This window comes from Marinobacter sp. LQ44 (genome assembly GCF_001447155.2).
Lineage (GTDB): Bacteria > Pseudomonadota > Gammaproteobacteria > Pseudomonadales > Oleiphilaceae > Marinobacter.
Genome location: NZ_CP014754.1, coordinates 24,348 through 50,722 on the forward strand (window position 1 = coordinate 24,348; position 26,375 = coordinate 50,722).

At 54.8% G+C, this 26,375-nt stretch carries 22 protein-coding genes; 21 read left to right on the forward strand and 1 reads right to left on the reverse strand.

The window, feature by feature from the left end:
* Positions 1 to 190 precede the first annotated feature (190 nt).
* The 21 genes from ASQ50_RS00140 to ASQ50_RS00235 all read left to right on the forward strand — a co-directional run bounded on the left by ASQ50_RS00140 (position 191) and on the right by ASQ50_RS00235 (position 25,164).
* Entirely contained in the window at positions 191 to 1,399 is a 1,209-nt protein-coding gene (locus ASQ50_RS00140) for a ShlB/FhaC/HecB family hemolysin secretion/activation protein (RefSeq protein ID WP_058089620.1), read from the forward strand.
* A gap of 89 nt (positions 1,400 to 1,488) precedes the next feature.
* A complete protein-coding gene (locus tag ASQ50_RS00145) occupies positions 1,489 to 3,027 on the forward strand; it encodes a glucan biosynthesis protein G (protein ID WP_058089621.1) in 1,539 nt (512 codons plus the stop codon).
* Between the two features lie 13 nt (positions 3,028 to 3,040).
* Entirely contained in the window at positions 3,041 to 3,304 is a 264-nt protein-coding gene (locus tag ASQ50_RS00150) for a hypothetical protein (RefSeq protein WP_058089622.1), read from the forward strand.
* 46 nt (positions 3,305 to 3,350) lie between these two features.
* Positions 3,351 to 4,691 carry a glucans biosynthesis glucosyltransferase MdoH gene (gene mdoH / locus ASQ50_RS00155; protein ID WP_264754028.1) on the forward strand — a complete coding sequence of 447 codons (1,341 nt, stop codon included), beginning with the start codon at positions 3,351 to 3,353 and terminating at the stop codon, positions 4,689 to 4,691.
* 20 nt (positions 4,692 to 4,711) lie between these two features.
* A complete protein-coding gene (locus tag ASQ50_RS21280) occupies positions 4,712 to 5,404 on the forward strand; it encodes a hypothetical protein (protein ID WP_227513227.1) in 693 nt (230 codons plus the stop codon).
* 78 nt (positions 5,405 to 5,482) lie between these two features.
* Positions 5,483 to 6,163 (forward strand): GntR family transcriptional regulator, encoded by a 681-nt coding sequence (locus ASQ50_RS00160; RefSeq protein ID WP_058089623.1) that lies wholly within the window; start codon positions 5,483 to 5,485, stop codon positions 6,161 to 6,163.
* An 18-nt stretch (positions 6,164 to 6,181) separates the two neighbouring features.
* Positions 6,182 to 7,069: a methylisocitrate lyase gene (prpB, locus tag ASQ50_RS00165; RefSeq protein WP_058089624.1), complete on the forward strand. Its 888-nt coding sequence runs from the start codon at positions 6,182 to 6,184 to the stop codon at positions 7,067 to 7,069.
* Positions 7,070 to 7,367: 298 nt separating this feature from the next.
* Positions 7,368 to 8,501 carry a 2-methylcitrate synthase gene (prpC, locus tag ASQ50_RS00170; protein WP_058089625.1) on the forward strand — a complete coding sequence of 378 codons (1,134 nt, stop codon included), beginning with the start codon at positions 7,368 to 7,370 and terminating at the stop codon, positions 8,499 to 8,501.
* A gap of 5 nt (positions 8,502 to 8,506) precedes the next feature.
* The gene (acnD, locus tag ASQ50_RS00175; protein WP_058089626.1) at positions 8,507 to 11,131 is read left to right on the forward strand and encodes a Fe/S-dependent 2-methylisocitrate dehydratase AcnD; all 2,625 of its coding nucleotides are present in this window, start codon (positions 8,507 to 8,509) and stop codon (positions 11,129 to 11,131) included.
* Between the two features lie 107 nt (positions 11,132 to 11,238).
* Positions 11,239 to 12,417, forward strand: a complete 1,179-nt coding sequence (prpF, locus tag ASQ50_RS00180; RefSeq protein WP_058089627.1) for a 2-methylaconitate cis-trans isomerase PrpF — start codon at positions 11,239 to 11,241, stop codon at positions 12,415 to 12,417.
* A 206-nt stretch (positions 12,418 to 12,623) separates the two neighbouring features.
* Positions 12,624 to 13,559 carry a PEP-CTERM sorting domain-containing protein gene (locus ASQ50_RS21285; protein ID WP_058089628.1) on the forward strand — a complete coding sequence of 312 codons (936 nt, stop codon included), beginning with the start codon at positions 12,624 to 12,626 and terminating at the stop codon, positions 13,557 to 13,559.
* Between the two features lie 172 nt (positions 13,560 to 13,731).
* Positions 13,732 to 15,144 (forward strand): TIGR03013 family XrtA/PEP-CTERM system glycosyltransferase, encoded by a 1,413-nt coding sequence (locus ASQ50_RS00190; RefSeq protein WP_058089629.1) that lies wholly within the window; start codon positions 13,732 to 13,734, stop codon positions 15,142 to 15,144.
* 64 nt (positions 15,145 to 15,208) lie between these two features.
* Entirely contained in the window at positions 15,209 to 15,853 is a 645-nt protein-coding gene (locus ASQ50_RS00195; protein ID WP_058089630.1) for an XrtA/PEP-CTERM system exopolysaccharide export protein, read from the forward strand.
* Between the two features lie 41 nt (positions 15,854 to 15,894).
* Entirely contained in the window at positions 15,895 to 17,412 is a 1,518-nt protein-coding gene (locus tag ASQ50_RS00200; RefSeq protein WP_058089631.1) for an XrtA system polysaccharide chain length determinant, read from the forward strand.
* Positions 17,412 to 18,311 (forward strand): hypothetical protein, encoded by a 900-nt coding sequence (locus ASQ50_RS00205; protein WP_227513228.1) that lies wholly within the window; start codon positions 17,412 to 17,414, stop codon positions 18,309 to 18,311. The genes ASQ50_RS00200 and ASQ50_RS00205 overlap by 1 nt, the downstream gene beginning before the upstream one ends.
* Complete coding sequence (locus ASQ50_RS00210) at positions 18,304 to 19,593, forward strand: outer membrane beta-barrel protein (RefSeq protein ID WP_058089632.1); 1,290 nt, start codon at positions 18,304 to 18,306, stop codon at positions 19,591 to 19,593. Before ASQ50_RS00205 ends, ASQ50_RS00210 begins: the two co-directional genes overlap by 8 nt.
* A gap of 30 nt (positions 19,594 to 19,623) precedes the next feature.
* Complete coding sequence (locus tag ASQ50_RS00215) at positions 19,624 to 20,523, forward strand: XrtA system polysaccharide deacetylase (protein ID WP_058089878.1); 900 nt, start codon at positions 19,624 to 19,626, stop codon at positions 20,521 to 20,523.
* A complete protein-coding gene (locus tag ASQ50_RS00220) occupies positions 20,520 to 21,677 on the forward strand; it encodes a glycosyltransferase family 2 protein (RefSeq protein WP_058089633.1) in 1,158 nt (385 codons plus the stop codon). The genes ASQ50_RS00215 and ASQ50_RS00220 overlap by 4 nt, the downstream gene beginning before the upstream one ends.
* 1 nt (position 21,678) lies before the next feature.
* Positions 21,679 to 22,809, forward strand: coding sequence for a glycosyltransferase (locus tag ASQ50_RS00225; RefSeq protein ID WP_227513229.1), 1,131 nt, complete (start codon positions 21,679 to 21,681; stop codon positions 22,807 to 22,809).
* Positions 22,806 to 24,074, forward strand: a complete 1,269-nt coding sequence (locus ASQ50_RS00230) for a phenylacetate--CoA ligase family protein (RefSeq protein WP_058089634.1) — start codon at positions 22,806 to 22,808, stop codon at positions 24,072 to 24,074. Before ASQ50_RS00225 ends, ASQ50_RS00230 begins: the two co-directional genes overlap by 4 nt.
* Complete coding sequence (locus ASQ50_RS00235; protein ID WP_058089635.1) at positions 24,058 to 25,164, forward strand: CapA family protein; 1,107 nt, start codon at positions 24,058 to 24,060, stop codon at positions 25,162 to 25,164. Before ASQ50_RS00230 ends, ASQ50_RS00235 begins: the two co-directional genes overlap by 17 nt.
* On the opposite strand, the gene ASQ50_RS00240 is transcribed toward ASQ50_RS00235, so the two are convergent.
* Positions 25,151 to 26,353, reverse strand: a complete 1,203-nt coding sequence (locus ASQ50_RS00240; RefSeq protein WP_058089636.1) for a glycosyltransferase family 4 protein — start codon at positions 26,351 to 26,353, stop codon at positions 25,151 to 25,153. The genes ASQ50_RS00235 and ASQ50_RS00240 overlap by 14 nt on opposite strands.
* Between the last annotated feature and the right edge of the window lie 22 nt (positions 26,354 to 26,375).

Below are 26,375 nucleotides of genomic sequence, written 5' to 3' on the forward strand. Positions count from 1 at the left end.
CTGTTTCCTGCTGTCGCTGAGCGATTGAAATATCTCGAAAATAGTTTCAGTTGGCGCACTAAGACACTGATTTAAGTAAACATTAAAATTGTAAAATTATGATGACAAGGGTGGTTGCTCGGCTCTCCATAATTTAAAGTGGCAAAGCTTCAGCACATTTACACGATCTTGACACTTCTACGGGTACTGAATGGCACATCCGCTGGTCGCAAAACGGCACGGCCCTCAACTGAGCTCCATTGCACTGTTTTCGTGCGCACTGGCTGTATTTTCGGTGCAGGGGGGTGCCAGCGAGCTTTCACTCTCCGAGCAGAATGCTCTCAGCACCCAGGAAGCCCTGTTTGCTCAGGACCGTTTGAAAGCCACCCGCGAGCATTGGCTACGGTCGAAATTCGAGTTTTCAGGACGTACCAACGACGATTCAGATCGCCTTGACGGCACGCTGAACCTTGGGTTGAAGAATATGTTCGGTGAAAGTCATCGGGCTGATCTTCGATACGCGGACTCCAAGACTTATCGAGTCAGTAACGAGCGCAAGGTCCTTGGGTTTGGCTATGGCTTGCCGGTGGGGCTCAACCAGCTGAGAATGGAGCTGACCAACACCGCCTATGATGAAGTGTCGAGGGTTGAGGGGGCCCGCTATCAGAAGGCCGGCCGAATTCGCGACGTGGCCGTAACCGGAAGCCGGCCGCTGTTCTCCGTCAGCGGTTACAGTATCCGGGGGCGGGCAGGGTATAACTCTGTAACCCGTTCGTGGACCCGGCAGAGCGATGAAAACCACAGAAATCACTACGAGGTATCCACCCTGGGCTTTGAAGCCCTGGGGCGCCATGACCTGGTGGGCGGCTTCAGTCTCTCCAGTGGATTCAGGGCTGTCACTGGCATTGAGGCAGAGGCGGAACGCACGGCGGTTGGTTATCAGGATTCCCAGGACGATCAGTTCGGGCGAATGTTGTTTACGGCGTCCCTGGACCGGGAAATGCTGGACTGGCAATGGGATCTTGAAGGGCAATATCAAATTGCTTCTGCGGACATTCCCGGATCTCACCGTCTGCAGGTTGCTGGCTCAGCGCTTTCGACGGGTTTTAGCGGCCAATCCCTGAGTGTGGCGGAGGGTGGCTGGCTGCGGCTCGGTAGCCGCAGCCCCACCTTTAACGTGCCGTTTTTCCCCCAAATGCTGTCCAGTGTCAGGCTGTCGGTGCTGCGGGGCTGGGTTCCCGACGTATCGTTCCAGCAGGACCAGTCGGGCCATGTCACCTCCGGGGAGCTGTCCCTCGGCCTTTCTGCCCGCAAGTTCAGTGCCGATGTCAGCGTTGGCCGGGTACTTGGAACAACCACCGAAGCCATTGTTGTTCCGGACCACCCGGATGTGCGGCTTTCCATGAGCTTAAAAATATAGTGTCTGATCGCTTACGAAGTTGTCACTTGTAGATTCCCTCCGCCCTGATGCTAGATTGAAGTAATCACCCGTGGACTGAGGAAGGATCTATGCGCTCAGGGACAGTATGGCTTGTGGTTCTGGGTTTGATGTCATTCACCACAGTGACGGCAGCCGAGTTCCGGTTTGAGGATGTGGTGGAGCAGGCTCGTGAACGGGCTGGTTCAGCTTACCAGGCTCCCGACACCATCCCGGATTTTATGCGGAATCTCAGCTATCAGGACTATCAGTCGATCCGGTTTGATCCCGAGAAAAACCTGTGGAAAGAGGCGTCATCGAAGTTTCAGGTAATGCTTGTTCCGGCCGGGAAGTTCTACACGCGCCCGGTCAATATATACGTTGTGGATGCCGAAGGTGTCAGCAAGCTGGAATTCGATAAAAGCCTGTTCAACATGCCCGATAGTGAGTTGAGCAAGCGGGTACCCGCAGATCTCGGTTACGCCGGCTTCAAACTAACCTTTCCTTTCGATGGCCCGGACATCGCCAACCAGTTTCTGGTTTTTGCCGGGGCCAGCTACTTCCGGGGTGTCAGCAAGGACACCGCCTTTGGTTTGTCGGCCCGAGGTGTGGCGGTTGACACCGGATTGCCTTCTGGTGAGCAGTTTCCTGACTTCACAGACTTCTGGCTGGTGCGCCCTGCACGTAACAGCGAAGAGATGCGGGTTTACGCCCTGCTTGATGGTCCGTCACTGACCGGGGCCTACCAGTTTACGGTCTATCCAAAAGAAGAGACCCGACTTGATGTGAAAGCCAGGCTGTTTATCCGTGACGACATTGAATTGCTCGGACTGGCCCCGCTTACCTCCATGTTCTTTTATGGTGAGAATACTCCGCGACCTGACGGCGAGTGGCGACCGCAAGTACACGACTCCGATGGCCTGCTCATTCACGACGGCGAATCCGGAGAGTGGCTATGGCGCCCACTTATCAATCCCAAAAGACTTGCCACGAGTTTCCATCAGACCAGTCGCATTGCTGGATTCGGGCTGATACAGCGAGATACGGAATTCCGCCATTTTGAAGATCTGGAAGCCCGTTACGAGCGCCGTCCCAGTGCCTGGGTTTCGATGGACGATGACTGGGGAGCGGGTGACGTTGTCTTGGTGGAAATCCCGACCGACGATGAAACCAACGACAATATAGTGGCGTTCTGGAGTCCCGACGATAAGGTTACCGGTGGGGCAGAGCGGTCGCTTGAGTATTCCATGACATTCGGTGGGCCAGATGTTGCCCGCCATCCGGGCGGGAAGGCTGTCAATACGTTCATCGGCGCCGGTGATCGCATTGGCGGTGGTGATCAGTCCGGTGCTTACCGTGTTCTGGTTGACTTTGCAGGCGGCAAGCTTGCAGACATCGAGCCCGATGCACCGGTGGTCAGCAAGGTCTCAGGTGGCGATGGTGTCGAGGTTCTCGAGCATTTTGTTGAATGGGTGCAGCCCGAGAATAAGTGGCGCCTGTCGATATTAGCGAGGCCTGCGAAAGACAGTATTCTGCAGTTGCGCGGTTATCTGGAGTTAGATGACCAGGTGGTCACCGAAACCTGGACTTACTCATTACCGCCAGGTGCCGGGCCGGGAAGTCAGCGATAACAGGGGGAACGGTATGGATGCCATGAACCAGTATCAGTTACTCGGGCGCCTGCTTGTGTACCTTGAAGCCTGTGGGTTGGAATTGAATACCGCCACGTTCGACACTGCCCTCAAGATGCTCTCGGATTTACAGCAGTCGGCCGCACAGCCTGAGGATTTTGACTGGCTCCTTGAACGCATTCCTCATTACTTCCGGATTGCGGAGGACGCACTGCCCAAGGTTGCCCCACCATTCCAGCGTGGCAGTATCGGGTACTACGCACATGGCTCATCCTGAGAAAAAGTGCAGAACGTGGCGTCTGCGGGCAGCGGTCAGGCGGTGTGTGCTGATCTTGCTGGTTGGCGGCCAGACCCTGATTGCCGGCAATTTGCTTCTGCAGGTGCTGCCTTACCATGGGGGCTCGCCCGTGGAAGTCGGTATCGTCCTTCTTTTCGCCCTGTTGTACGTCTGGATTTCGTTTGGTTTCTGGATGGCGGTATACGGCTTTGTTCTCCGGTTGTTGGGTGGTGACCGACACTCCCTGATTAACCGCCATTCCTCCCCTGAAATTGACGCAGCGCCGCTTTCCCGGACGGCTGTGGTAATGCCGATCTATCACGAGCCGGTGAGGTGGACTCTGGAAGGCCTCAAGGCCGTGTACCGGGATCTTGAGCGCAGCGGAGAGCTCGACCAGTTTGATTTCTTTATCCTGTCGGACAGCCAGGACCCTGAGGTCTGGCTGGAGGAGCAAGCCGCCTGGTACCGGTTGGTAACAGAGCTGGGGGCAGAAGGGAGGATTTTTTACCGTAGACGTCGGGTTAACCTGAACTTCAAAAGCGGTAATGTCGCAGATTTCCTGCGTCGCTGGGGTCGAGGGTATGAATATATGGTTGTTCTGGATGCAGACAGCCTGTTAGCCGGCGACACCATCAGGAAAATGGTTCGTTTGATGAACCTTGAGCCAAGGGTTGGCATCCTGCAAAGCGCACCGACAGTGATTAACGGCCAGTCGGCTTTCGCCAGAATTCAACAGTTCGCCAGCAGGCTCTACTCGCCGTTGTTTGCCACCGGGCTGGCGGCCATACAGATGGGCGATGCGGTCTTCTGGGGCCACAACGCGATCATTCGCGTGGCGCCATTCATGTCTCACTGTGGGTTGCGTAAGTTGTCAGGGTTTGGCATCTGGCGCGGGCCGATCATGAGCCACGATTTCGTGGAAGCGGCGTTTCTGGGGCGGGCCGGATACGAAGTGTGGCTGGAACCGACGTTGGCCCATAGCTATGAAGAATCCCCTCCAACACTGGATGATGAGCTTGCCCGGGATCAGCGTTGGTCGAAGGGAAATCTGCAGCATGCCTTCCTTATGCTGCTGGCCCCGAAGCTCCGAATGGCTCACCGTCTGGCGTTCCTGAACGGCATCATGGCTTACGCGGCCTCGCCGTTGTGGCTGGCCTTTCTGGTGTTGACCACGATTGCCGCCGTACAGCTAACCCTGGCTCCGATAGATTACTTCCCGGACGGTCATGAAAGTCTTTTCCCTCTATGGCCCGAGTGGCGGCCCGAGTGGGCGATTCTCCTTGTGACCAGTACGCTGGCCCTTCTTTTTTTACCAAAGTTTCTGGCCGTCGCGGATGTCGTCCTGAAAGGCGAATTGAGAAGGTATGGAGGGGGGGGCGCCTTTTGATCAGTGTTTTTCTGGAGATCATGGTTTCCGTGCTCCTGGCGCCCATCCGGATGTTGGCCCATAGCCGATTCGTTGTCTCGGCACTGTTAAACCTCCGACTGGGCTGGGCGGCCCAGAACCGAACAGAAGAGATTCGCTGGCGGGATGCGCTGGTACAGCATCTGCCAGGTTTTCTGGTTGGTGGTGGTTGGTCATTGTTCGCGATGGCACTCGACCCTATGTTTTTCTATTGGTCCTTGCCTGTTTCGGTACCGCTGATACTGGCGGCACCAACGACGGTCTGGCTGAGTCGGATCAGCAAAGGAGAAGCTCTGGGGCGATATCACCTGTTACAGATACCAGACACCCTGACCCCGATCCCGTTACTGGAAGACGCACGGAAGTTGCGAGAACGGCTGTCCGTGGATCAGGAACTGACACCGTTGGAGCGGGCGATCATTGTGCCGCCGGCTAACCGCCTTCATCGGCACCTTGCCCGGCCCAAGGCCCGGGGGGCGAAACGGGCATCGATAGATGCGGCCGTCGAACAATGCGTGAAATCCGGCTACCCGACGATGGATAAGAAGGCGCTTTCTCTTGCCCTGGAGGATGCCCAGGCTCTTGCTGACTTGCATAAATGTGCTTGGAATGCTCCGGTTTCGTCGTTCTGGGGCGCACGCGTACAGGCGTTTGTAGAAAGGCGACTCAACCAGACTGTAGACAATACGACTTAAGATAGAGGTTCTATTGTTGACAATCCGGGTTGTTGGGCGTAATTTCACCAGCATCACTCATTGGATTGTTAACAAAACATGGTTCAAGCTCCGGCCCAAGTACATACTCGTGCAGATGAAGCCTTTGATTGTCTGCAAACCGCCATCGTGATGGGTGACCTTGCGCCCGGTGAAAAGATCGGCGAAGTCGAACTCTGCTCCCGCTTTAATCTCACCCGTGGTCCCCTGAGAGAGGCGCTTGGCCGCCTTGAGTCCCGTGGTTTGCTGGTGCGCCGGCCCCATGCTGGTGTGAAAGTGGTGTCTGTCAGTGCTGAAGAGCTGCTGGAGCTGTACCGGATTCGTGAAGTTATGGAAGGGTTGGCTGCCCGCCAGGCTGCCGAACGGATGACCGATGAGGAAATCCGCGACTTGAAAGCTACACTGGATAGTCACGAGAAAATGATTGAAGAAGCCCAGGGCCAGGCCTATTACCAGGCTGAGGGTGACTACGATTTCCACCACCGGATTGCCACCGGCAGCCGCAACACCAAGCTGGCCCAGATGCTGTTGGGCGATCTGTATTACATGGTGCGCATGTACCGTTACCGGTTGAGCACCTCCGCCGGGCGCCCGCACATGGCGCTGGGTGAACACCGCCGTATCGTCGAAGCCATTGCCCAGCGCGATGGCGAACTCGCCGAATTCCTTATGAAAAGACACATCAATGCCGCACGCCAGAATATCGAACAAAAGATTCAGCAAGGCGTGTTAACAATCTGATCCAAGAGGTAATGTCCCATGGCTAACCAACACTCCCCGGGCGCTCGTTTCCGCAAGGCCCTGAAAGAAAACCAACCACTGCAGATCGTTGGTACCATCAACGCCTACACCGCCATGATGGCGGAGCGGGTAGGGCACCAGGCCATCTATTTGTCGGGTGGTGGCGTAGCCAACGCCTCCTATGGCCTGCCGGATCTGGGCATGACCACCATGAACGACGTTGTTGAAGACGTGCGCCGCATCACTGCCGCCACAGAAGTGCCGCTGCTGGTTGATATCGACACCGGCTGGGGTGGCGCGTTCAACATCGGCCGCACCATTCGTGAAATGGAACGTGCCGGCGCTGCGGCTGTGCATATTGAAGACCAGGTGGCCCAGAAACGCTGTGGTCACCGTCCGAACAAAGAGATCGTGTCCAAAGAAGAGATGGTCGACCGCATCAAGGCTGCTGCCGATGCCCGCCAGGACAAAGACTTCTTCATCATGGCCCGCACCGACGCCTTCCAGAAAGAAGGCCTGGAAGCCGCCATCGACCGCGCCAAAGCCTGCATCGAAGCTGGTGCCGACGGCATCTTCGCCGAAGCCGTTCACGAACTGAGCGACTACAAAGCCTTCGCCGAAGCCATCGACGCCCCGATCCTGGCCAACATCACCGAATTCGGCGCCACCCCGCTGTACAACCGCTCCGAACTGGCCGACGCCGGCGCCGCCATGGTTCTGTACCCCCTGAGCGCCTTCCGCGCCATGAACAAAGCCGCCCTGGCCGTGTACCAGAACATCCTGGAAAAAGGCGACCAGAAAGATGTGGTAGACCTGATGCAAACCCGAATGGAACTGTACGATTTCCTCAACTACCACGACTTCGAACAAAAACTGGACCAGCTGTTTGCCCAGAAGAAGGACTAATAAGGGCTGCCGGGGTCTGAAGGGGTCTGTCCCCGAACGGGGACTGACCCCACTTTGGAACAGCGGACTCCGGACTAAGGGGTCTGTCCCCGAACGGGGACTGACCCCATTTTGGAACAGCGGACTCCGGAGAATGACCGAGGTAAAAGTGGGTCAGACCCCATGCGGGGTCAGACCCGATAGACGCAATGGGTTCTAGTCCCTGCATCAACGGGCAAAAGTGGGTCAGACCCCATTCGGGGTCAGACCCTGGGGACTGACCCCTTAACAGAAAAATCAGAAACAACGGGAGACCAACATGGCTGAAGCAAAGAAACTGAGTGGCGCAGGCCTGCGAGGCCAGGTAGCTGGCGAAACCGCGCTGTGTACCGTCGGTAAAACCGGCACCGGCCTGACCTACCGAGGCTACGACGTAACCGATCTCGCCGCCAACGCCCAGTTTGAAGAAGTAGCCTACCTGCTACTACGCGGCAAACTGCCTAACCAGGCCGAGCTAAACGCCTACAAAGCCAAGCTCAAAAGCCTGCGCAACCTGCCAGACGCCCTGAAACTGGTGCTTGAGCAAATCCCCAAAGACGCTCACCCCATGGACGTGATGCGCACCGGCTGCTCCATGCTGGGTAACCTGGAAACCGAAAACGATTTCAGCGAGCAGGACGACAAGATCGACCGCATGCTGGCCACTTTCCCGGCCATCATTACCTACTGGTACCGCTTCGCCCACGAAGGTGTCCGCATCGACACCGCCAACAGCGAATGCGATTCCATCGGTGGTCTGTTCCTGGAGCTGCTGCACGGCAAGAAGCCCAGCGAGTTGCACGAGCGGGTAATGAACGTTTCCCTGATTCTGTATGCGGAGCATGAGTTCAACGCCTCCACCTTTACCGCCCGCGTCTGCGCCTCCACACTCTCTGACATCCACAGCTGCGTAACCGGCGCCATCGGCTCCCTGCGCGGCCCGCTGCACGGCGGCGCCAATGAGGCAGCCATGGAACTGATCCAGCGTTTCCAGACGCCGGAAGAAGCCGAAGCTGGCCTGATGGGCATGCTGGAACGCAAAGAGAAAATCATGGGCTTCGGACACGCCATCTACAAAGAGTCCGACCCGCGCAACGCCATCATCAAGCAGTGGTCCGAGAAGCTGGCCAAAGAAGTGGGCGACACCGTGCTGTACCCGGTTTCTGTGCGTTGTGAAGAAGTCATGTGGCGCGAGAAGAAACTGTTCTGCAACGCCGATTTCTTCCATGCATCTGCTTATCACTTCATGGGCATCCCCACCGAACTGTTCACACCCATCTTCGTGATGTCGCGGGTATCCGGCTGGACCGCCCACGTGAAAGAACAACGCGCCAACAACCGCATCATCCGCCCGAGCGCGGACTACACTGGTCCTGAGCATCAGGATTGGTTGCCGATCGAAGAGCGGAGCTGATTATTATGAACACCGAATTCAGAAAACCCCTTCCAGGCACCGACCTGGAATACTACGACACCCGCCAGGCGGTGGAGGCCATCCAGCCCGGCGCCTACGCTAAGCTGCCATACACCTCAAAGATCCTGGCCGAACAGCTGGTTCGCCGCTGTGACAAGGAATCCCTTACCGATTCCCTGAAGCAACTGATTGAACGCCGCCGCGACCTGGACTTCCCCTGGTACCCGGCTCGCGTGGTGTGCCACGACATCCTGGGCCAGACCGCCCTGGTGGACCTGGCGGGGCTGCGTGACGCCATCGCAGAGAAGGGCGGAGACCCCGCCAAAGTGAACCCGGTGGTACAAACCCAACTGATCGTGGATCACTCCCTGGCCGTTGAGGCTCCCGGCTTTGACCCGGACGCCTTTGAAAAGAACCGTGCCATCGAAGACCGCCGCAATGAAGACCGTTTCCATTTCATCAACTGGACCCGCACCGCGTTCAAGAACGTAGACGTGATTCCAGCCGGTAACGGCATCATGCACCAGATCAACCTGGAGAAAATGTCTCCGGTGATCCAGAACCGCCCGGATGAAGACGGTCACCCCATTGCGTTCCCTGATACCTGCGTGGGCACCGATAGCCATACCCCGCACATCGACGCGCTGGGTGTGATTGCAGTCGGTGTGGGCGGCCTGGAAGCGGAAACCGTGATGCTCGGCCGTCCGTCCATGATGCGCCTGCCGGATATCGTGGGTGTGAAGCTGACTGGCAAGCGCCAGCCGGGCATCACTGCCACCGATATCGTGCTGGCCATTACCGAATTCCTGCGTAAGGAGCGCGTGGTTGGCGCCTATCTGGAATTCTTCGGAGAAGGTGCGTCCAGCCTCACCATCGGTGACCGTGCCACCATTTCCAACATGACCCCGGAATACGGCGCCACCGCCGCGATGTTCTACATCGATGAGCAGACCACCGATTACCTCAAGCTCACCGGCCGTGAGCCGGAGCAGGTGGATCTGGTAGAGAAATACGCCAGGGAAACCGGCCTGTGGGCCAGCGAAATGACCGAAGCCCAGTACGAGCGTGTGCTGGAGTTTGATCTGTCTACCGTGGTGCGAAACGTGGCTGGCCCGTCCAACCCGCATCGCCGTGTTGCCACGTCTGACCTGCACGACCGCGGCATTGCCGTGAATCTGGATAAAGCGCTTGAAGAAGAGAAGAAGGGCCTGATGCCCGATGGCGCCGTAATCATCGCAGCCATTACCTCCTGCACCAACACCTCCAACCCGCGCAACGTTGTGGCGGCCGGCCTGCTGGCCAAGAAAGCCAACGAGCTGGGGCTGGTGCGTAAGCCGTGGGTGAAATCTTCCTTCGCGCCGGGCTCCAAGGTTGCCCGCCTGTACCTGGAAGAAGCCGGTCTGCTGCCGGAACTGGAAAAGCTGGGCTTCGGTATCGTGGCCTATGCCTGCACCACCTGTAACGGTATGTCTGGCGCCCTGGACCCGAAAATCCAGCAGGAGATCATCGACCGGGATCTGTATTCCACCGCCGTGCTCTCCGGTAACCGAAACTTCGACGGCCGGATTCACCCTTACGCCAAACAGGCGTTCCTGGCGTCACCTCCGCTGGTTGTCGCCTACGCCATCGCCGGTACCGTGCGTTTTGATATCGAGCGTGACGCCCTGGGTTACAGCAAGGATGGCAAGCCGGTCACCCTGAAAGACCTGTGGCCGTCTGATGAAGAAATCGACCGCATTGTGGGCGAATTTGTGAAGCCGGAGCAGTTCAAGCAGGTGTACATCCCGATGTTCAACCTGGATGAGGCGGAGCAGGCCAAGAGCCCGCTGTACGAGTGGCGCCCGCAGTCCACCTACATCCGTCGCCCGCCGTACTGGGAAGGCACCATGGCCGCCGAGCGCGCGCTCAAGGGCATGCGCCCGCTGGCTATCCTGCCGGACAACATCACCACCGACCACCTGTCGCCGTCCAACGCCATCATGATGGACTCGGCAGCCGGTGAGTACCTGCACAAAATGGGGCTGCCGGAAGAAGACTTCAACTCCTACGCCACCCACCGTGGTGACCACCTGACCGCCCAGCGTGCCACCCTGGCTAACCCGAAACTGTTCAACGAAATGGTTCGGGACGAAAACGGCGAAGTGGTGCAGGGTTCCCTGGCCCGTGTGGAGCCGGAAGGCAAAACCATGCGTATGTGGGAAGCCATTGAAACCTATATGGAACGCAAACAGCCGTTGATCATCATTGCCGGTGCAGACTACGGGCAGGGTTCTTCCCGTGACTGGGCGGCGAAGGGCGTTGCTCTGGCGGGCGTGGAAGCGATTGTGGCCGAAGGCTTCGAACGCATTCACCGCACCAACCTGATCGGCATGGGCGTAATGCCCCTGCAGTTCGAGGAAGGCACCACCCGCCATACCCTGCAGCTGGATGGCACCGAAACCTACGATGTGGAAGGCAAGGCTGCACCGGGTGCCAAACTGGAGCTCGTGATTCACCGCAAGACCGGCGAAGTGGACCGTGTTCCGGTGATCTGCCGTTTGGATACTGCGGAAGAGGTGACTGTGTATACCGCCGGCGGCGTACTGCAGCGCTTCGCGCAGGATTTCCTCGCCTCTGAAGGTGCTGCGTAACCAGGCGGCGAGGGAAATAGTCTGACCCCGAGCGCTGATTTTAGGGGGCTGACCCCGTACGGGGTCAGACCCCACTTTAGAACCAGACTCCAAACCCGAGGCACACCATGAGCTTCCCCCAACAAATAAAAGTCCCCGCCACCTACATGCGTGGCGGCACCAGCAAAGGCGTGTTTTTCCGCCTGCAAGACCTGCCGGAGCCCTGCCAAGTGCCCGGCGAAGCACGGGACAAGCTGCTGCTGCGAGTCATCGGCAGCCCCGATCCCTACGAAAAGCAGATCGATGGCCTGGGCAACGCCACCTCCAGTACCAGTAAAACGGTAATCCTGGCGGCGCCAACCCAACCAGACCACGATGTGGACTACCTGTTCGGTCAGGTCTCCATCGATAAGCCGTTCGTGGACTGGAGCGGCAACTGCGGCAACCTGACAGCTGCGGTAGGCGCCTTCGCCATCAACGGCGGTTTTGTCGCCAAAGACCGCATTCCAGACAACGGTGTCTGTACCGTGCGTATCTGGCAGGCCAACATCCAGAAAACCATCGTGGCCCATGTACCCATCACCAATGGTGAAGTGCAGGAAACCGGCGATTTCGAACTGGATGGTGTGACCTTCCCGGCCGCCGAAGTGAAGATCGAATTCATGGACCCGGCCGACGGCGAAGGCGCCATGTTCCCAACCGGCAACCTGGTGGACGAACTGGAGGTGCCGGGCGTCGGTACCCTGAAAGCCACCATGATCAACGCCGGCATTCCGACCATTTTCCTCAATGCGGAAGATATAGGCTACAAAGGCACTGAACTGCAGAATGACATCAACAGCGACCCCAAGGCGCTGGCCATGTTCGAGACCATCCGTGCCCATGGTGCGGTGAAAATGGGCTTGATCAAGGATGTTGCCGAGGCCGCCAACCGCCAACACACGCCAAAAGTGGCGTTTGTAGCCAAACCAGTGGATTACGTCTCGTCCAGTGGCAAGCAAATCAAAGCGGCAGACATCGATGTATTGGTCCGCGCGTTGTCCATGGGCAAGCTGCACCACGCCATGATGGGCACCGCAGCCGTGGCCATCGCCACCGCGTCCGCCATTCCGGGAACCCTGGTAAACCTGGCGGCCGGCGGCGGAGACCGCACCGAAGTCACCTTTGGTCACCCCTCCGGAACCCTGGGCGTGGGTGCTGAAGCCAAAGAAGTAAACGGCCAGTGGACCGCCACCAAAGCCATCATGAGCCGCAGCGCGCGGATAATCATGGAAGGCTGGGTGAGGGTGCCCGGCGACTGTTTCTGATTCGTTACAGTCAGACCTGTGAGGTGTTGAAGGATTTTACACATTCCGGATACACCTCCGGTTTTTCCCTTCTGAAGTTCCTCTATCTCCCTGATATTTAAAGCCTGACGTGAAACTGGACAGTTTATTGCTGAACGGACCGCTTGGCCGGCGGTTATAAGCGCCGACCAACAACGCGGATTTTTTATCTAAAGGGAGATTAGACAGTGAATCGTATTCCTGAATCATTCAAAAAGCCGGTACTGCTGGCAGGTTGCGCGGCCCTGACACTTGCTTTCTCAGCAACGTCATTGGCGGCACCTATCATCATGGAAGGTGATTATGTTCGTACCGCCATCAGCGACAACGGCACGTTGGGTTACGGCGGAACGACCTCCCCTGGCTTGCTGCACGATCCAAGCGGCACACGCAGCTGGGGCGCAGAGGACTATCTGACTCCTGGCAGTCCCTGGGAAATGTTTGGTGTGAAGGCCGATCAGTTTGGCAACGTACACAACAACAATGAGTGGCCAAGCAACATTGGTTCCATCTCCCTGACGGACATCAGCGGCGGTTCCGCCTTCGATAATCATGTGCTTTGGAGTGGAACCTACGGTGGGATGTTCAATATCACCCACGAATACATCTTCAATGACAATTACGAGCGCATTGATATCCTGACGTCCATCGAAGCTCTGACTGACCTTACCGGTCTGAAGTTTCTGCGCGCGATTGATCCGGATCCTGACGTAAACACTTACGGCAGCTTCGACACTATCAACACCCGAGGCGGCGCGGGCATTGCCGAGGAAGACTTTGTGAACTCCCAGGGCGCCCAGACCGGCCTGACCCTTGGCTTGTACACAAACTCCACAATAGAGCATAACACCGGTATTACCTCTTCCTGGAGCAATGACCCGGATGCCTACCTGGCGGGCCAGAACGACGGCAATGGTGATAACGTCATCGGCCTGGCGTTCAACATTGGCAACCTGTTCCAGGGTGACCTGGTCAAGCTGAGTTACTCCTATGTGATGGGTGAAACCCTCGACAACGTCGACATTCCTGACGAGCCTGTGGCGAGTGTTCCTGAGCCGGGGACGTTGGGCCTGCTGGGTCTGGGCCTGGCTGGGTTGCTGGGCGTTCGTCGCCGTAACAAGTAAACCCTTGGGTCAAACGTATGATCGGGATCTCATCTGTGAGATTCCGATCTTCGTTTTTAAAGGACTCATTGAAGTTTCAGGAGATTGAAGTACAATTCTGTTACGGTTTGTTACGGTGTGTAGCAAAGGATGCTGGCAGTACAGTGCAGTGTGAACCGCACAAGGAGTCGACGTGGCCCACGTCAGATTGTTCAGACACTATATTCACCTACCTTTTGTCATCCTTGGCCTGATTGATCTGGTCGTGACAGGCTTTGCCTTTGGTTTGGCGGTGTTCTTCCGCTTTTTTGGTGAAGTCGGTTTCTTTCTTGAACATCTGTTTTTTGTGTTTCCTTCCATCGTTGCTTTTTCCCTGTTTAACCTGCTGGTCATGATTGCATTGGGTGTGCATCAATCCCGGGTGGAAGAGGGCATGTCCGGCATGATGCTAAGAACCATCATGGCCATGATTCTTGCCATACCCGTTCACGGTTTTGCTTACTTCGTTGCCGATGACTGGCTCTGGTATCTGGGTAGTTTCGGCCTGCTCACCTCCGCCACGGTTCTGGCCATTTTCTCGTTAGGCATAGTGCGCGTCCTGTTCTTTGCCCTGGTTGGCAAAGAGGCCTTCAAGCGCCGTGTGTTAGTGCTTGGAGCTGGTCACCGGGCAAGACAACTGCTGGAAGATCTCACCACCCCATTCAACCGCAAGGGGTTCACGCTTGATGGCTTTGTCCCACTTCCGGACGAACCCATCGAAGTGGGTGATCAGCACCTGATCAACCTACCCACATCATTACACGACTACGTATTGCGCCATCCCGTTCGGGAGATTGTGGTCGCTGTAGATGACCGCCGGCGCGGCTTGCCGATGGAAGACCTTCTGGAATGCAAAATGGAAGGTGTCAGTATTATTGACGGTGCCAATTTCTATGAGCGGGAATCGAGGAAAGTGGCCCTGGAAATGATCAGTCACGGTTGGCTGGTGTTCTCGGATGGTTTCTCCGTGTCGTCTGTCTACGGTGCGGGCAAGCGAACGCTCGATATTCTCGCGGCAGGCACACTGCTGCTGGCGACGTTTCCCATCATGATCCTCACCGCACTTGCCATCAAACTGGAAGACGGCTTCAAAGCGCCGGTGATCTATAGCCAGGAGCGGGTAGGGCTGAATAACAAAGTCTTCAAAGTTCATAAGTTCCGCTCGATGATCACCGATGCCGAAAAGGACGGAGCGGTCTGGGCAAAAAAGAACGATACCCGGGTAACTCGGGTTGGCGAGTTTATCCGGAAAGTCAGGATCGATGAGCTGCCACAGATCTTTAACGTTCTTAACGGCACCATGGCGTTTGTAGGGCCAAGGCCGGAACGCCCGGTATTTGTGGCGCAGTTATCAGAGAAGATCCCGTTTTACTCTGAACGCCACCGGGTAAAACCAGGACTGACCGGCTGGGCGCAGCTATGCTTTGCCTACGCAGACAACGAAGAAGACACGCGGGAAAAGCTTCGTTACGACCTTTACTACATCAAGAATCAGAGTTTGCTTCTTGATCTGTTGGTTATAATTCAGACAGTAGAAGTGGTATTGTTCAAAAAAGGATCAAGGTAGTTTCGGGAGTAAGCTGTTCCCGAAACATGGAATGCAGCACGGACCTCACAAGAGAGGGTATACGATGTCACGGAAGTATCTCACCCAAGGGCTGTTTGTGTCCTTCATGGCGGTAGCTTTGGCAACAGGTTGTGCAGGGCCGTCCGCATCTTCTCCTGACAAGATTCAGCGAGCACTGGCACTGGATACCCGCGACAGTGTGGACCAGTACGTGCTCGGTGCGACAGACGTTGTCCGGGTATCTGTGTGGCGCAACGAGGACTTGAGCATCTCCGTGCCGGTACGCCCGGACGGCAAGATTTCCGTACCGCTGGTTGGTGATGTTCAGGCCAGTGGCAGAACGCCTGAGGAGCTTGCCAGCTCAATCCGGGCATCCCTGGCTGAATATATACGTGAACCGCAGGTAAGCGTGGTGGTGACCTCCATGGGGAGCCATGAGTTCACTGACCGGGTGCGTGTGACCGGCGCTGTGCGCCAGCCTGTGTCTATTCCTCATCGCAGTGGTATGACCGTGCTGGATATGTTTCTCAATGCTGGCGGTGCCAACGAGTTTGCAGCCCTCAACAAGTCCATGCTGTACCGCAAGATGGGCAGCGAGGTAGTTGCCATCCCTGTGAAGCTCGACGACATCCTGAGCAAGGGCCAGGTTGAAACCAATTACTCCATGCGCCCGGGCGACATCCTGACCATCCCGGAACGCAGTTTCTGACAGACGTTGTCTGAACCATTGGTCTCGAATCGAGTGTAGTTATGGCATTACCGTTATCGCAGTTACCGCAAGAGATTATTCGCGAAGTGCGCCAGCGCAAGGGCCTGGCGTTCTTGTTGTTTGTGGTTGTCAGTTTTGCGGTGCTGGGTGCCGGGTTTATATGGCCTTACAAGTACCAGGCAGACACCATTATCTTCGTGGATGACCGGAATATTATTGCGCCTTTGATGGAAGGGCGTGCGGTTACAACCAAGATAAATGATCGAACATCGGCGGCCCGAGAGCTTCTGATGAGCCGAACCTTAATTGAGCGGGTGGCTTCAGACCCGGAGATATACCGCAACGCTTCTATGGACCCGGATGCTTTGGAAGGGCGCATCGCTAAAATCCGAAGTGGGCTATCGGTGCGCCCCCGGGGCGACAGCTACTTCAGCATTGGCTTTTCTTCGACTTCCCAAATGGAAGCCTTCCGTGTAGCCCAAAAGCTTGGCCAGGTGTTCATAGAAGAGACCAAAGACCGGAAGCGGTCAGAAAGCCGCAACGCCTATGACTTCATCGACAAGCAGGTGAAAAGTTACGAGCAACAACTGACCCAGGCCGAAAACCGCCTGAAACAGTTTCTCTCCGAAAACACCGACGGCACGGAGCAGGAGGCAAACTCCAGAATGGCTCAGCTGCGTAACCAGCTGGAGTTGGCTCAGCTGGAAAAGGAAGAGCTGAGAACACGTATTGCTTCTTTGCAAGGACAACTCAACAACATCCGGCCAACCATCCGCCAGGGCAGAACCGAGGATGCGTTCCGAGAGCGGATTCGGACATTGGAAGAGCGACTGGATGCTCTGAGGCTGCAATATCACGACACCTATCCGGATATCGTTATCACCCAGGAGCAACTCACCGAACTCAAACGTCAACGAGACATAGCCGCAGCTCAGCAAGGAAGTGCGACCTCTCTTGACGGCGAGGAGGCTGTCAACCCGCTCTACCAGGAACTCAGTGCTGCGCTTTCCAAAACCCGAGCGGATATGGCGACCATTGATACCCGTATCAACTCGTTACAGCGCCTTATGGAACAGCAAACACAGCGCATGGAGCGCATACAGGCAAATAAAGCCCAGTATTCGGAACTCACCCGAGACATGGAAGTAAACCGCGAAATCTATGACGACCTGCTCAAGCGCAGGGAAAAAGCGCGGGTGTCCATGCATCTAGATATAGAAGGGCAGGGCCTGAATTACCGAATTAACGAAGCAGCCCAGTTCCCCAGAACCCCCTCTGGCCCCCAGTTTTCCATGTTCGCCATGGCCGGGCTTTTCCTTGGGTTGGCAGCGCCTTTTGGGGCGGTTGCCGGGTTGCTCCAGGTAGATCCCCGAATTCGTGCCCGTAAGCAGCTTGAAGACGGCATCGGTTTACCGGTCCTGATCGAAATTCCGGAAGTGCGCACCCCCTTTGAGAAACGCCGGGACCGGCGGGTCACCATGATGGTCGGCATTTTTGTCGTGTTAACTGCAGCGGTGTATATCACCATCGTTGTGCTCGCCCAACTGGGAGTGATCTGATGCCAGAACAACGAAATGATCAGCCCGAACTGGATCCAACAGAGCAACGCTCTGGACAATCAGAGGAGCAAGGCGCTCGCAGTGCGGATGAGCAGTCTTTCTGGTTGAAGCGCAAAGAACGTCTCAAGCAAGAACTCGGACACTTTGACGAAGAAGACTCGAGGATGCTTGTACCCAGTTCCCTTGAACTTGGGCCGGGCGCTGTCGATAAGTACGTCATCAGCAAGCAAATTGTACGGATGCAGGAGCCAAGGCGGCTGACACCTGATGATCTGGACGAACGCCGCATTATCTATCCTGAATCCCGCAACCGGACCCTCGTTAACCGGTTTCGGGACCTGCGGACCAAGCTTCTGGAGCTTTCTGGCGGCAACAATTTCACCCTCGTGGTGAGCGGAGCCTCCTCTGGGGCGGGGTCATCCTTCGTAGCGCTCAACTTGGCCGCAGCCTTTGCCTTTGACCAGGCGAAAACCGCGCTGATCATTGACTGCAACCTTCGGGATCCGTCCCTGCACACCACGCTCGATGTATTGCCGGAAACTGGCCTGACAGACTTCCTGGATGACCCAGACTATGACATCGCCAGAATCCTGTACCCAACGGGTATCCCGAGGCTGAGACTGATCCCGGCCGGCAGCCGTCGCGAAACGCCGTCGGAATTCTTTACATCGTTCCGAATGAAGCAGTTCCTGCAAGCTGTTCGCCGCCGCTACCCTGATCGCTTTATCGTGTTGGACACGGCTCCGATCTCTGAATCGCCCGATGCCCGCATTCTCACGGAATTGTGCGACTACGCCATGCTCGTGGTTCCCCATGGCAAGATCACAGCAACCACCGCAGAGCATGCTGCTACGGCTTTCAACCCGGACAAATTTGTGGGAGCGGTGATCAATGGATAGCAGGCAGGGCGCAGGGATGCCCCACAGCAGAATACTGGCTATCGGGCTCTTGTTGGCATGTTCTGGTGCTGCAACCACCGCCCAAGGTAATTCAGAGATCACCGGAGGCCTGGACACCCGCTTCACCGACAATGCCCGCAAAGCCAGTAGCGGTGAAACCAGTGATATGGAAACCCGGGCCTACATCAGAGCTGGCTATCGCACTGACCCCGGCCGCTGTAATGCAGACTTTACCGGTACCCTGGGCTATTCCTTGTGGCACGACAACTCTTTTGATGACGAAGCCTTTGGAGAGATGGACTTCACCGGTGATTGCGAACTGGCGAACCGTTTTTACTGGGATGTCAGCAACAACCTGCGTGAAGTGAACCAGGACGCAACCCAGAGCAACACCCCTGACAACCGAACTCGCAAAAACGTATTCAGCACTGGCCCCCGCTACCTTTTGCGCGTGAACGATACCAACTGGCTGAACTTGTCGGCCCGATATGAAAACGTCGAGTTCAGTGAGCCAGAAGAATCAGACAGCGAACGCTACATCGGCTCTGTGGCGTGGAACCACATCGTAAGCCAGACACTGACTGCAGGTGTGAGCACCTCATACAGCCGTACCGAGTACGACACCGATGCAGAGGTTGATGTAAAGAGCGCCAGACTGACGTTTTCCAACGTGTGGGCCACCACAAGATTGTCTGGTGCCATCGGGGTGAGCGAAATAGAAACCCGCTTTGGTTCAACCACCCAAAGCAGCGACGGCCTGATCGGCGAGTTGGACCTCACACGCACCATTACCCCAAGCCTGGATTGGTACCTGCGCGGTGCCCGGGAGCTAACCGACCGCACCTCCAGCTTTGACATCCGATTTGGCGAGTTCGAGTTCAACCTGCGTGACAGTATCTCGGTTGAAACGACAACGCTCTCTACCGGTATCAACCAGCGTTATTCAGACCGGTCATCGCTGACCGTTGATGTCTATGCCAGCCAGGCGGATTACCTGGAATCACCGGAACGTGAAGACAAGTCTGGGCTTAATGCCCGCTATTCCAGGCCGTTTACCGAACTGGCCAGCGGCTACGCCAGCATCGGCTATGACTACACCAAATTCCAGAGCGACCAGGCAGATGACCGCACACTTCGGCTGGAAGCCGGTACCGAGTACCAGGCCACTCGCGACTTTAATTTGGTGGCGAAAGTTGGGCACGAAAGAAAAGTAAGTGATGTGCCTACCCGGGAGTACGACGAGAACTGGGTGTTGGTTGGGGTGGAGTACCGGTTCCGGTAAACGGCACAGGATGTGTTTGAGGTGATGGCCATGACAGAGCAAATTAGGAACGCACTGACCATCGACGTGGAAGATTACTTCCAGGTAGCTGCGTTGGCAGAGGCCGTTAAATATGATGACTGGTCCAGTATGGAGTATCGTGTAGAAGCCAACACCGATCGTATCCTCGGTTTATTTGAGAGGGCCGGTGTAAAGGCAACCTTTTTCACGCTGGGCTGGGTTGCCGAACGATCACCGAATCTGGTCAAGCGCATAGCCGACGCCGGCCATGAAGTGGCCAGTCATGGTTACAGCCATCAACTGATTTATAACCAGACGCCTGACGTGTTCCAGGAAGAAACCATTCGCTCCAAAGCCATTCTGGAAGACATCCTCGGGGAACCGGTAACCGGCTACCGCGCAGCCAGCTACTCCATAACAAACCAATCACGGTGGGCCCTGGATATTCTGGCCGAGCAAGGATTTACCTGGGATTCGTCCATCTTTCCGGTACACCATGACCGTTACGGCATGCCTGGCACCCCGCGATGGCCGCACCGGCTTATGACAGACAAAGGCTACGAGCTGGCCGAGTTTCCCCTAAGTACTCTCAAGTTGCCCGGATACACCTTACCGATCGCCGGTGGAGGTTACTTCCGTTTGTTCCCTTACTGGTTCAGCAAATTCGGTCTTGGCTCTATTAATCGGCAGGGTAAGCCTTTCGTGTTTTATCTGCATCCCTGGGAGGTAGACCCAGGACAGCCCCGCCTTGATGTGAAATGGTTCTCCAGATTCCGGCATTACAACAACCTGGATGTGTGCGAACAGCGATTGGCCAAACTGCTCCGGCACTTCAGGTTCACAACCATGAGCAACGTTCTGAAAGACCAGGGCGTTTTGGACACCCAAACCAAGCCATCGGAAGCCTTCCAAACGGTAGGTGCCGCATGATGGAGTTTGTGTTCTGGGCGTCTTTTGCACTGCTGTTCTATATCTATTTTGGTTACCCGTTGGCGGTGAAAGCTCTGGCGATGCTCAAGCCCAACTCCATAGCTGCTAACGACGATTATTTACCAAAGGTGTCGATTCTTATTGCTGCTTACAACGAGGCGAAGGATATCGAGGCCACGCTCCGAAACAAGCTGGCTTTGGATTACCCGCAGGAAAAACTGGAAGTTCTGGTGATATCCGACGAATCTGAAGACGGCACCGATCGCATTGTGGAAGAGGTTGCTGCAGCCGCCGACATACCGATTCGTCTATTCCGTCAGGTACCTAGGCAAGGCAAGACCGCAGGGCTGAATACACTTGTACCGAAAGCTAATGGCGACATCCTGCTGTTCTCCGACGCGAACTCCCAATGGGACACCCAGGCAGTCCGAAAGCTGTGCCGAAACTTTGCAGACCCCGAGGTGGGTTACGTAACAGGCAAGATGGTCTACGTACACGCCGACGGTTCCATGGTGGGGGACGGCTGCAGCGCCTACATGAAATACGAAAACTGGCTGCGCGATCAGGAAACCCGCATTGGTTCCATCGTTGGGGTTGATGGTGGGATTGATGCGATGCGAAAGGAACTCTATCAACCGTTGAAGGCTGACCAGTTACCGGATTTTGTTCAACCTCTGACAGTGGTGGAGCAGGGCTACCGCGTTGTTTATGAACCAGAGGCGCTGCTAAAGGAAGAAGCCCTGAGCGATGGAAGTAGCGAGTTCAGCATGCGAGTACGCGTAAGCCTGCGGGCGTTATGGGCGCTGAAAGATATGAAGCACCTAATGAATCCGGCAGGAGACCCAATCTTCGCCTGGCAGCTTATATCCCACAAACTGCTTCGCTACGCCGCATTCGCTCCCATGGTAACCCTTGCGCTTGCGGCCATTTATCTGGCGCCCATAAACGGGTTCTATGCATTGGCAGCCACAGGTTATGCACTTTTTCTGTATCTCGCATGGTCGGGTCATAAGAAAGAAAACGAGGGCCAAGCGCTCTCTACCCTTTATGCGCTGCCGTACTACTTCATGTTGTTAAACCTCGCCTCTTTCCAAGCGTTTGTTGCGTTTTCTAAAGGGGAGAAGAAGGTGATTTGGAATCCGAGGAAGGGGTGAGGTGAGTCTTAAGGTTTTACACCTGATCGACAGCGGCGGACTCTATGGTGCTGAGCGGATGCTACTGACGTTGGTTGAGGCGCAGCAGTCGCAAGGCCTTAACCCCATGATTCTGAGTGCGGGTGAGCCGGGTATCGAGTCCAAGGGCATCGAAAAAGAGGCAGACCGCTTGGGACTCCCAATAACAGTTTGGCGAATGAAACCTGGGTTGAATAGGACTGAAACTCGCAGGATTTGTGAGTGGGCTGATGAATGGGGCGCAGATATCGTCCATTCCCATGGGTACAAGTTTAATATTCTTTTGGGATTGTTTGGACGCTTTAAAAAAACGGTTCCGGTTGTCACAACAGTACACGGATATGTACATGCGCCCCGATTCTCTCGCATGTGGGCTTATGAACTTCTTGATAGGCTCGCTCTGTGGCGAATGAGCGCCGTGGTGCTTGTGGGTGAAGCAATGAAAAGAGAGCTTCCCTTAATTCTTCGACAATCGTCCCGAATTACCATTATCAGAAACGGGCTGAAGGTTGAGGACATCTTACGTAAGTCAGAGGACTCACTTCCTACAGAAATCAATAAGTTTGTCCGTGATCACGATCCAGTGATTCTAGGGGTGGGGCGCCTCTCTCCGGAAAAAGGGTTTACCAAACTCGTCTTGTCGTTTCGCGAATTCAAAGACAAGTTTCCACGGGCAGGTTTGTTGATCGCAGGAGAGGGGGTTCTCAGAGATACCTTGGAGCGAGAGATTTCCAATAATAAGTTGGAAAAAGATGTCTTACTGCCGGGCTATTATCCAAATATCCCGGCGTTGATGGCGAGATCCGAAGTATTGGTTATTTCTTCGACGACCGAGGGGCTCCCTATCACGCTGCTTGAAGCTATGGCGCTTCAACTTCCCATTGTTTCGACCTGTGTAGGGGAGATTCCTAGAGTTCTTGAAAATGGTGCCAACGGAATTCTGGTAAACGGTAGTGAAAGAGAAATTGCGGGAGCTATGGAATCTGTACTGGAGGATGCCTTGGCAGCTCGTAAGAGGTCCGAGCGCGGAAGGCAGAAAGTGCTACATGAGCTTTCATCGCAATCGATGGCGGATCAATACGAGAAAGTTTACTGGAGAGCTTTGGCATCATGAAATTGTGGTACCTCCTGAGGTTCGGGCTAGCAAGGCTGACCTTTATCCTTCTGCGACTGCCCGTTTCCAGGTTTGAGAAAGAGGTGTCGGGTATCTGGAGTTCGAACCCAGCTGACAGGCAACGGCTATTGGATGCCATTCTCTTGAAAGTCAAGCCACGGGGAGCAGATGGACATGTCGTTAGTAGCATCGAAGAGGTATCCAAGCAAAAGCCTTTGACGAAGGGCACTTTTCGGGAGGCTGCTAATTCTGGTCAGAACGAGAGTGCTGGTTTCTCTCGTCATACCGCGGGTACGACAGGAGAACCGACGAGTATTGTCTTGTCCCGCGAGGAGTTGGCACGAATGCTGGCTGTTCGTGCATATTGTTATCGGAAGCATGGTTTGCGTCTGGGACAACGAGAAGCCCGAATTTGGGGGAGGGCTGCTAATACCTTAGGTGCGAAGGTGCGGGACTTACTATTAAACCGACAGGTCTTCTATCCAGCGGAGGGCGATGTAGAGGCTACCGTTGCAAGGCTTGTCAGTTGGAGGCCAGAGTATGTTTATGGATACACGTCGCTTATTTTGGAGGCTGCCCAAGTCATAAAAAATAAGGGATTCAAACCTACTGGTATTAAAGCAGTGGTTTGCACTGCAGAGGCCATTTTGCCAGCCCAGAAGCGATATATCAGCGAAGCGTTCAGAGCGCCGGTTATTGAGGAGTACGGATCAACAGAATTCGACATTATCGCATTCGAGTGTGCCGGCGGACACATGCATCTGGTTAATCCATGGCTTTGGGTTGAGTCAGAAAATGGTGAGGTTATGGTCACAGATGTTTCCCGCCAATCCCAAAGTCTGGTTCGTTATCAGTTGGGTGATACCTTAACGGTGCTGGATACTGGCTGTGAGCTTCTTGGCGATACTAAGACCATTGATGAGCTGCGCGGACGGACTGCACAGCAATTCGCGTATCTGACTGTTGATCACAAGTTTCATGCGGTCGTCTTCGGTCGGGCTCTGGATGCGTACATGAATGCCTTCGACGAATGTTTCAAGTTTACTGTTTCGCAATCTGAACTAGGATCTTTTCAGCTCTTTGTGTCGATCGAGCCTTCGCGTGGAGCAGACCATTTAAAGGAATGGGTGAATTTGGAGTTGAGATCGCAGTTGAATGTTCAGCAAAACCTAATCATGACGGTTGTCGTCGGAGAAGCCTTTATGAGGAAAGGGAAACACACCTATTTTTTCTTGGATATGGACTTCAATGACTGTGGAAAATAAGACATTAAGAATCTCAGCAGTGGGGGACATTTCGCTAGGTGACCACCCGGTCTGTGTCGGGCATGGAATGCGCAGCGCGTTTTCTAAGAGTGGATTTGGAATTGTAGAGGAGATTTCCAAATGCTTTGAAAGCGCAGATCTCGTGCTTGCCAACCTGGAAACAGTTACTTCTGATTTGGGGTTACGACCACTTAGCTTGGCTTCCTTTGAAATGAGAGGGAATCCTTCACACCTTCAGTTTCTGCGACAAGCCGGTATCGATGTTCTATGTGTTGCAAACAACCACTCTATGCAGCATGGAGAGGCCGCCTTCTGGGATACCGTATCTAATGTTCGAAAGGCCGGTATGGATGTGATTGGCCTTGAATCTGGAAACGGCCCCAATATCCATGTAATTTCTCATGGCGGAATAGAAAGTCACATTTTCAACATTTCTTTAAGGCCTGAGGAATGGGCCGACAGAAATACTGCGCTCCCATATAGTAAAAGAGAAGACCACGCGGATCTGATTGCAGAGGTCGAGAAATTGAGAGCTGCTTGTCCGGGCTTTTTGATTTGCTCGATCCATTGGGGGCTTGAGTTCCTGGATTATCCGGCCCCAAGCCAGGTTGAGTTAGGGCGTGCGTTGATCGATGCTGGGGTCGATGTGGTGTTTGGACACCATTCACACGTGGTCCAGCCAGTCGAGAGATACAAAAAGGGTGTGATTTTCTACTCTCTTGGTAACTTCTTATTTGACCTTTGGTCAGAAAACACAAAACAAACACTTGTGGCAAACGTTGAGTTGGAGGCTGGTCAGGCCCCGCGTGTGAATTGGGTCCCCGTTAAGATTGGTGAAGGATTCCGACTTAAAATTGCTGACCAAGCGACTCAAACAGAGGTAAATTCACTGCTGTCTTGGGAACGTTTTGAAACGATGGCAAACAAGCCAACTTCCGATGACGACTATTTCGCAAGATACAGGGTTGAAGAGCTGAGGTTCCGGTACTCCAGCTATCGGTATTTTCTGAGAAATATTCTCAGGTATCCTCCAAATTTTTTGGTTCAGTCCCTGGCGAGAACTGCATACAGAAGACTCACGGGAACTTGACCTGTTTTTCAAGCGAGTCGATCACTGCATGAAGGCGCCTTTCATCGTTCGCCCAGTTGTATTTTGACTGAACAGCGCTTACGCCGTTTGCGCCAAGGGTCGCACGGGTTTCTGGGGATCTGAGAATTTGAAGCTTTTCGGCGATGTCTCTTACATCGTTGTCTCGGCAGACCAGTCCGGATTTGGTTTCATTAATGATTCTTTCTATGGGCTTGACCTCGGTCGCAAGAACCGGAAGACCAGCGAGCATGTAGTCAAATATTTTATTCGGGATGGTGTGGTTCCAGTGAGGACAAACACGATAAGTGAGAGCTCCAACGTTAGCTTGGGCCATAAGCTGGTCAACCTGCTCATGTTCCAGCCAACCGTGAACTGTAACCGATTGTTCGAGGTTCAGTTCTTTTACAAGGTTAATGAGGTTTTCTCGCTCAGATCCTTTGCCAACGATGTCAATCTTGAGAGAGCTAGGCTCGTTACCCATTTTGACGTAAGCAGAAGCTGCTTTGATAAGAAGGTCGAGACCCCGGAGTTTAGTCAGGAATCCGACGTAGACCAAACGAAGGTTTCTTCCTTGGTGTTGATGTGCGGTTCCTGAAAACTTTGTGGCGGGTGGAGTATTGCTGACAATTGTTACCTTTCCAGGATCGATGCCTTTGTTAAGAACCCTATCCTGGGACTCCTCAATCATTACAAGTGTATGTTCAACCTTGGGTAGCACTTTAGATTCGTAACGAGCTGCCATTGAGGGGCTCTTAGCCAATGTCTCGAGATTCAAGCCCTTACTGAACATTCGCGCAGAAGCATACATGTAGGGATAAACCTCTGCCATATCCAAAACTACTTTCACGTTCCTCGATTTTGCGACACTTAGTGCAGTTTTAACCAGAGGAAGGTCTCGAACGATGATCACAGGGTTCTCAGATCCTGAGATGGCTGCATTAAGTGTGCGGATCCAGAAAGGGTTAAACCATATCGGTACATTCGCAAGTTTCCGAACTAGCGAATTAGCGGCACCTATCACGGGGAGCCTGATGATCGGCAGGCCGTCACTCTCTGCTACAGGACTGTTGCCGGAAAGGTTGCGAGCAACGATAGTAACATTATGGCCACGGTCCCTGAGGCTCTTGGCAATTTTTTCGATCCTCACATCCCATGGGTAGTCTTCCTTGTACAGAACAAATATATCCATTTTTGATCCCTGCAGAATTTTC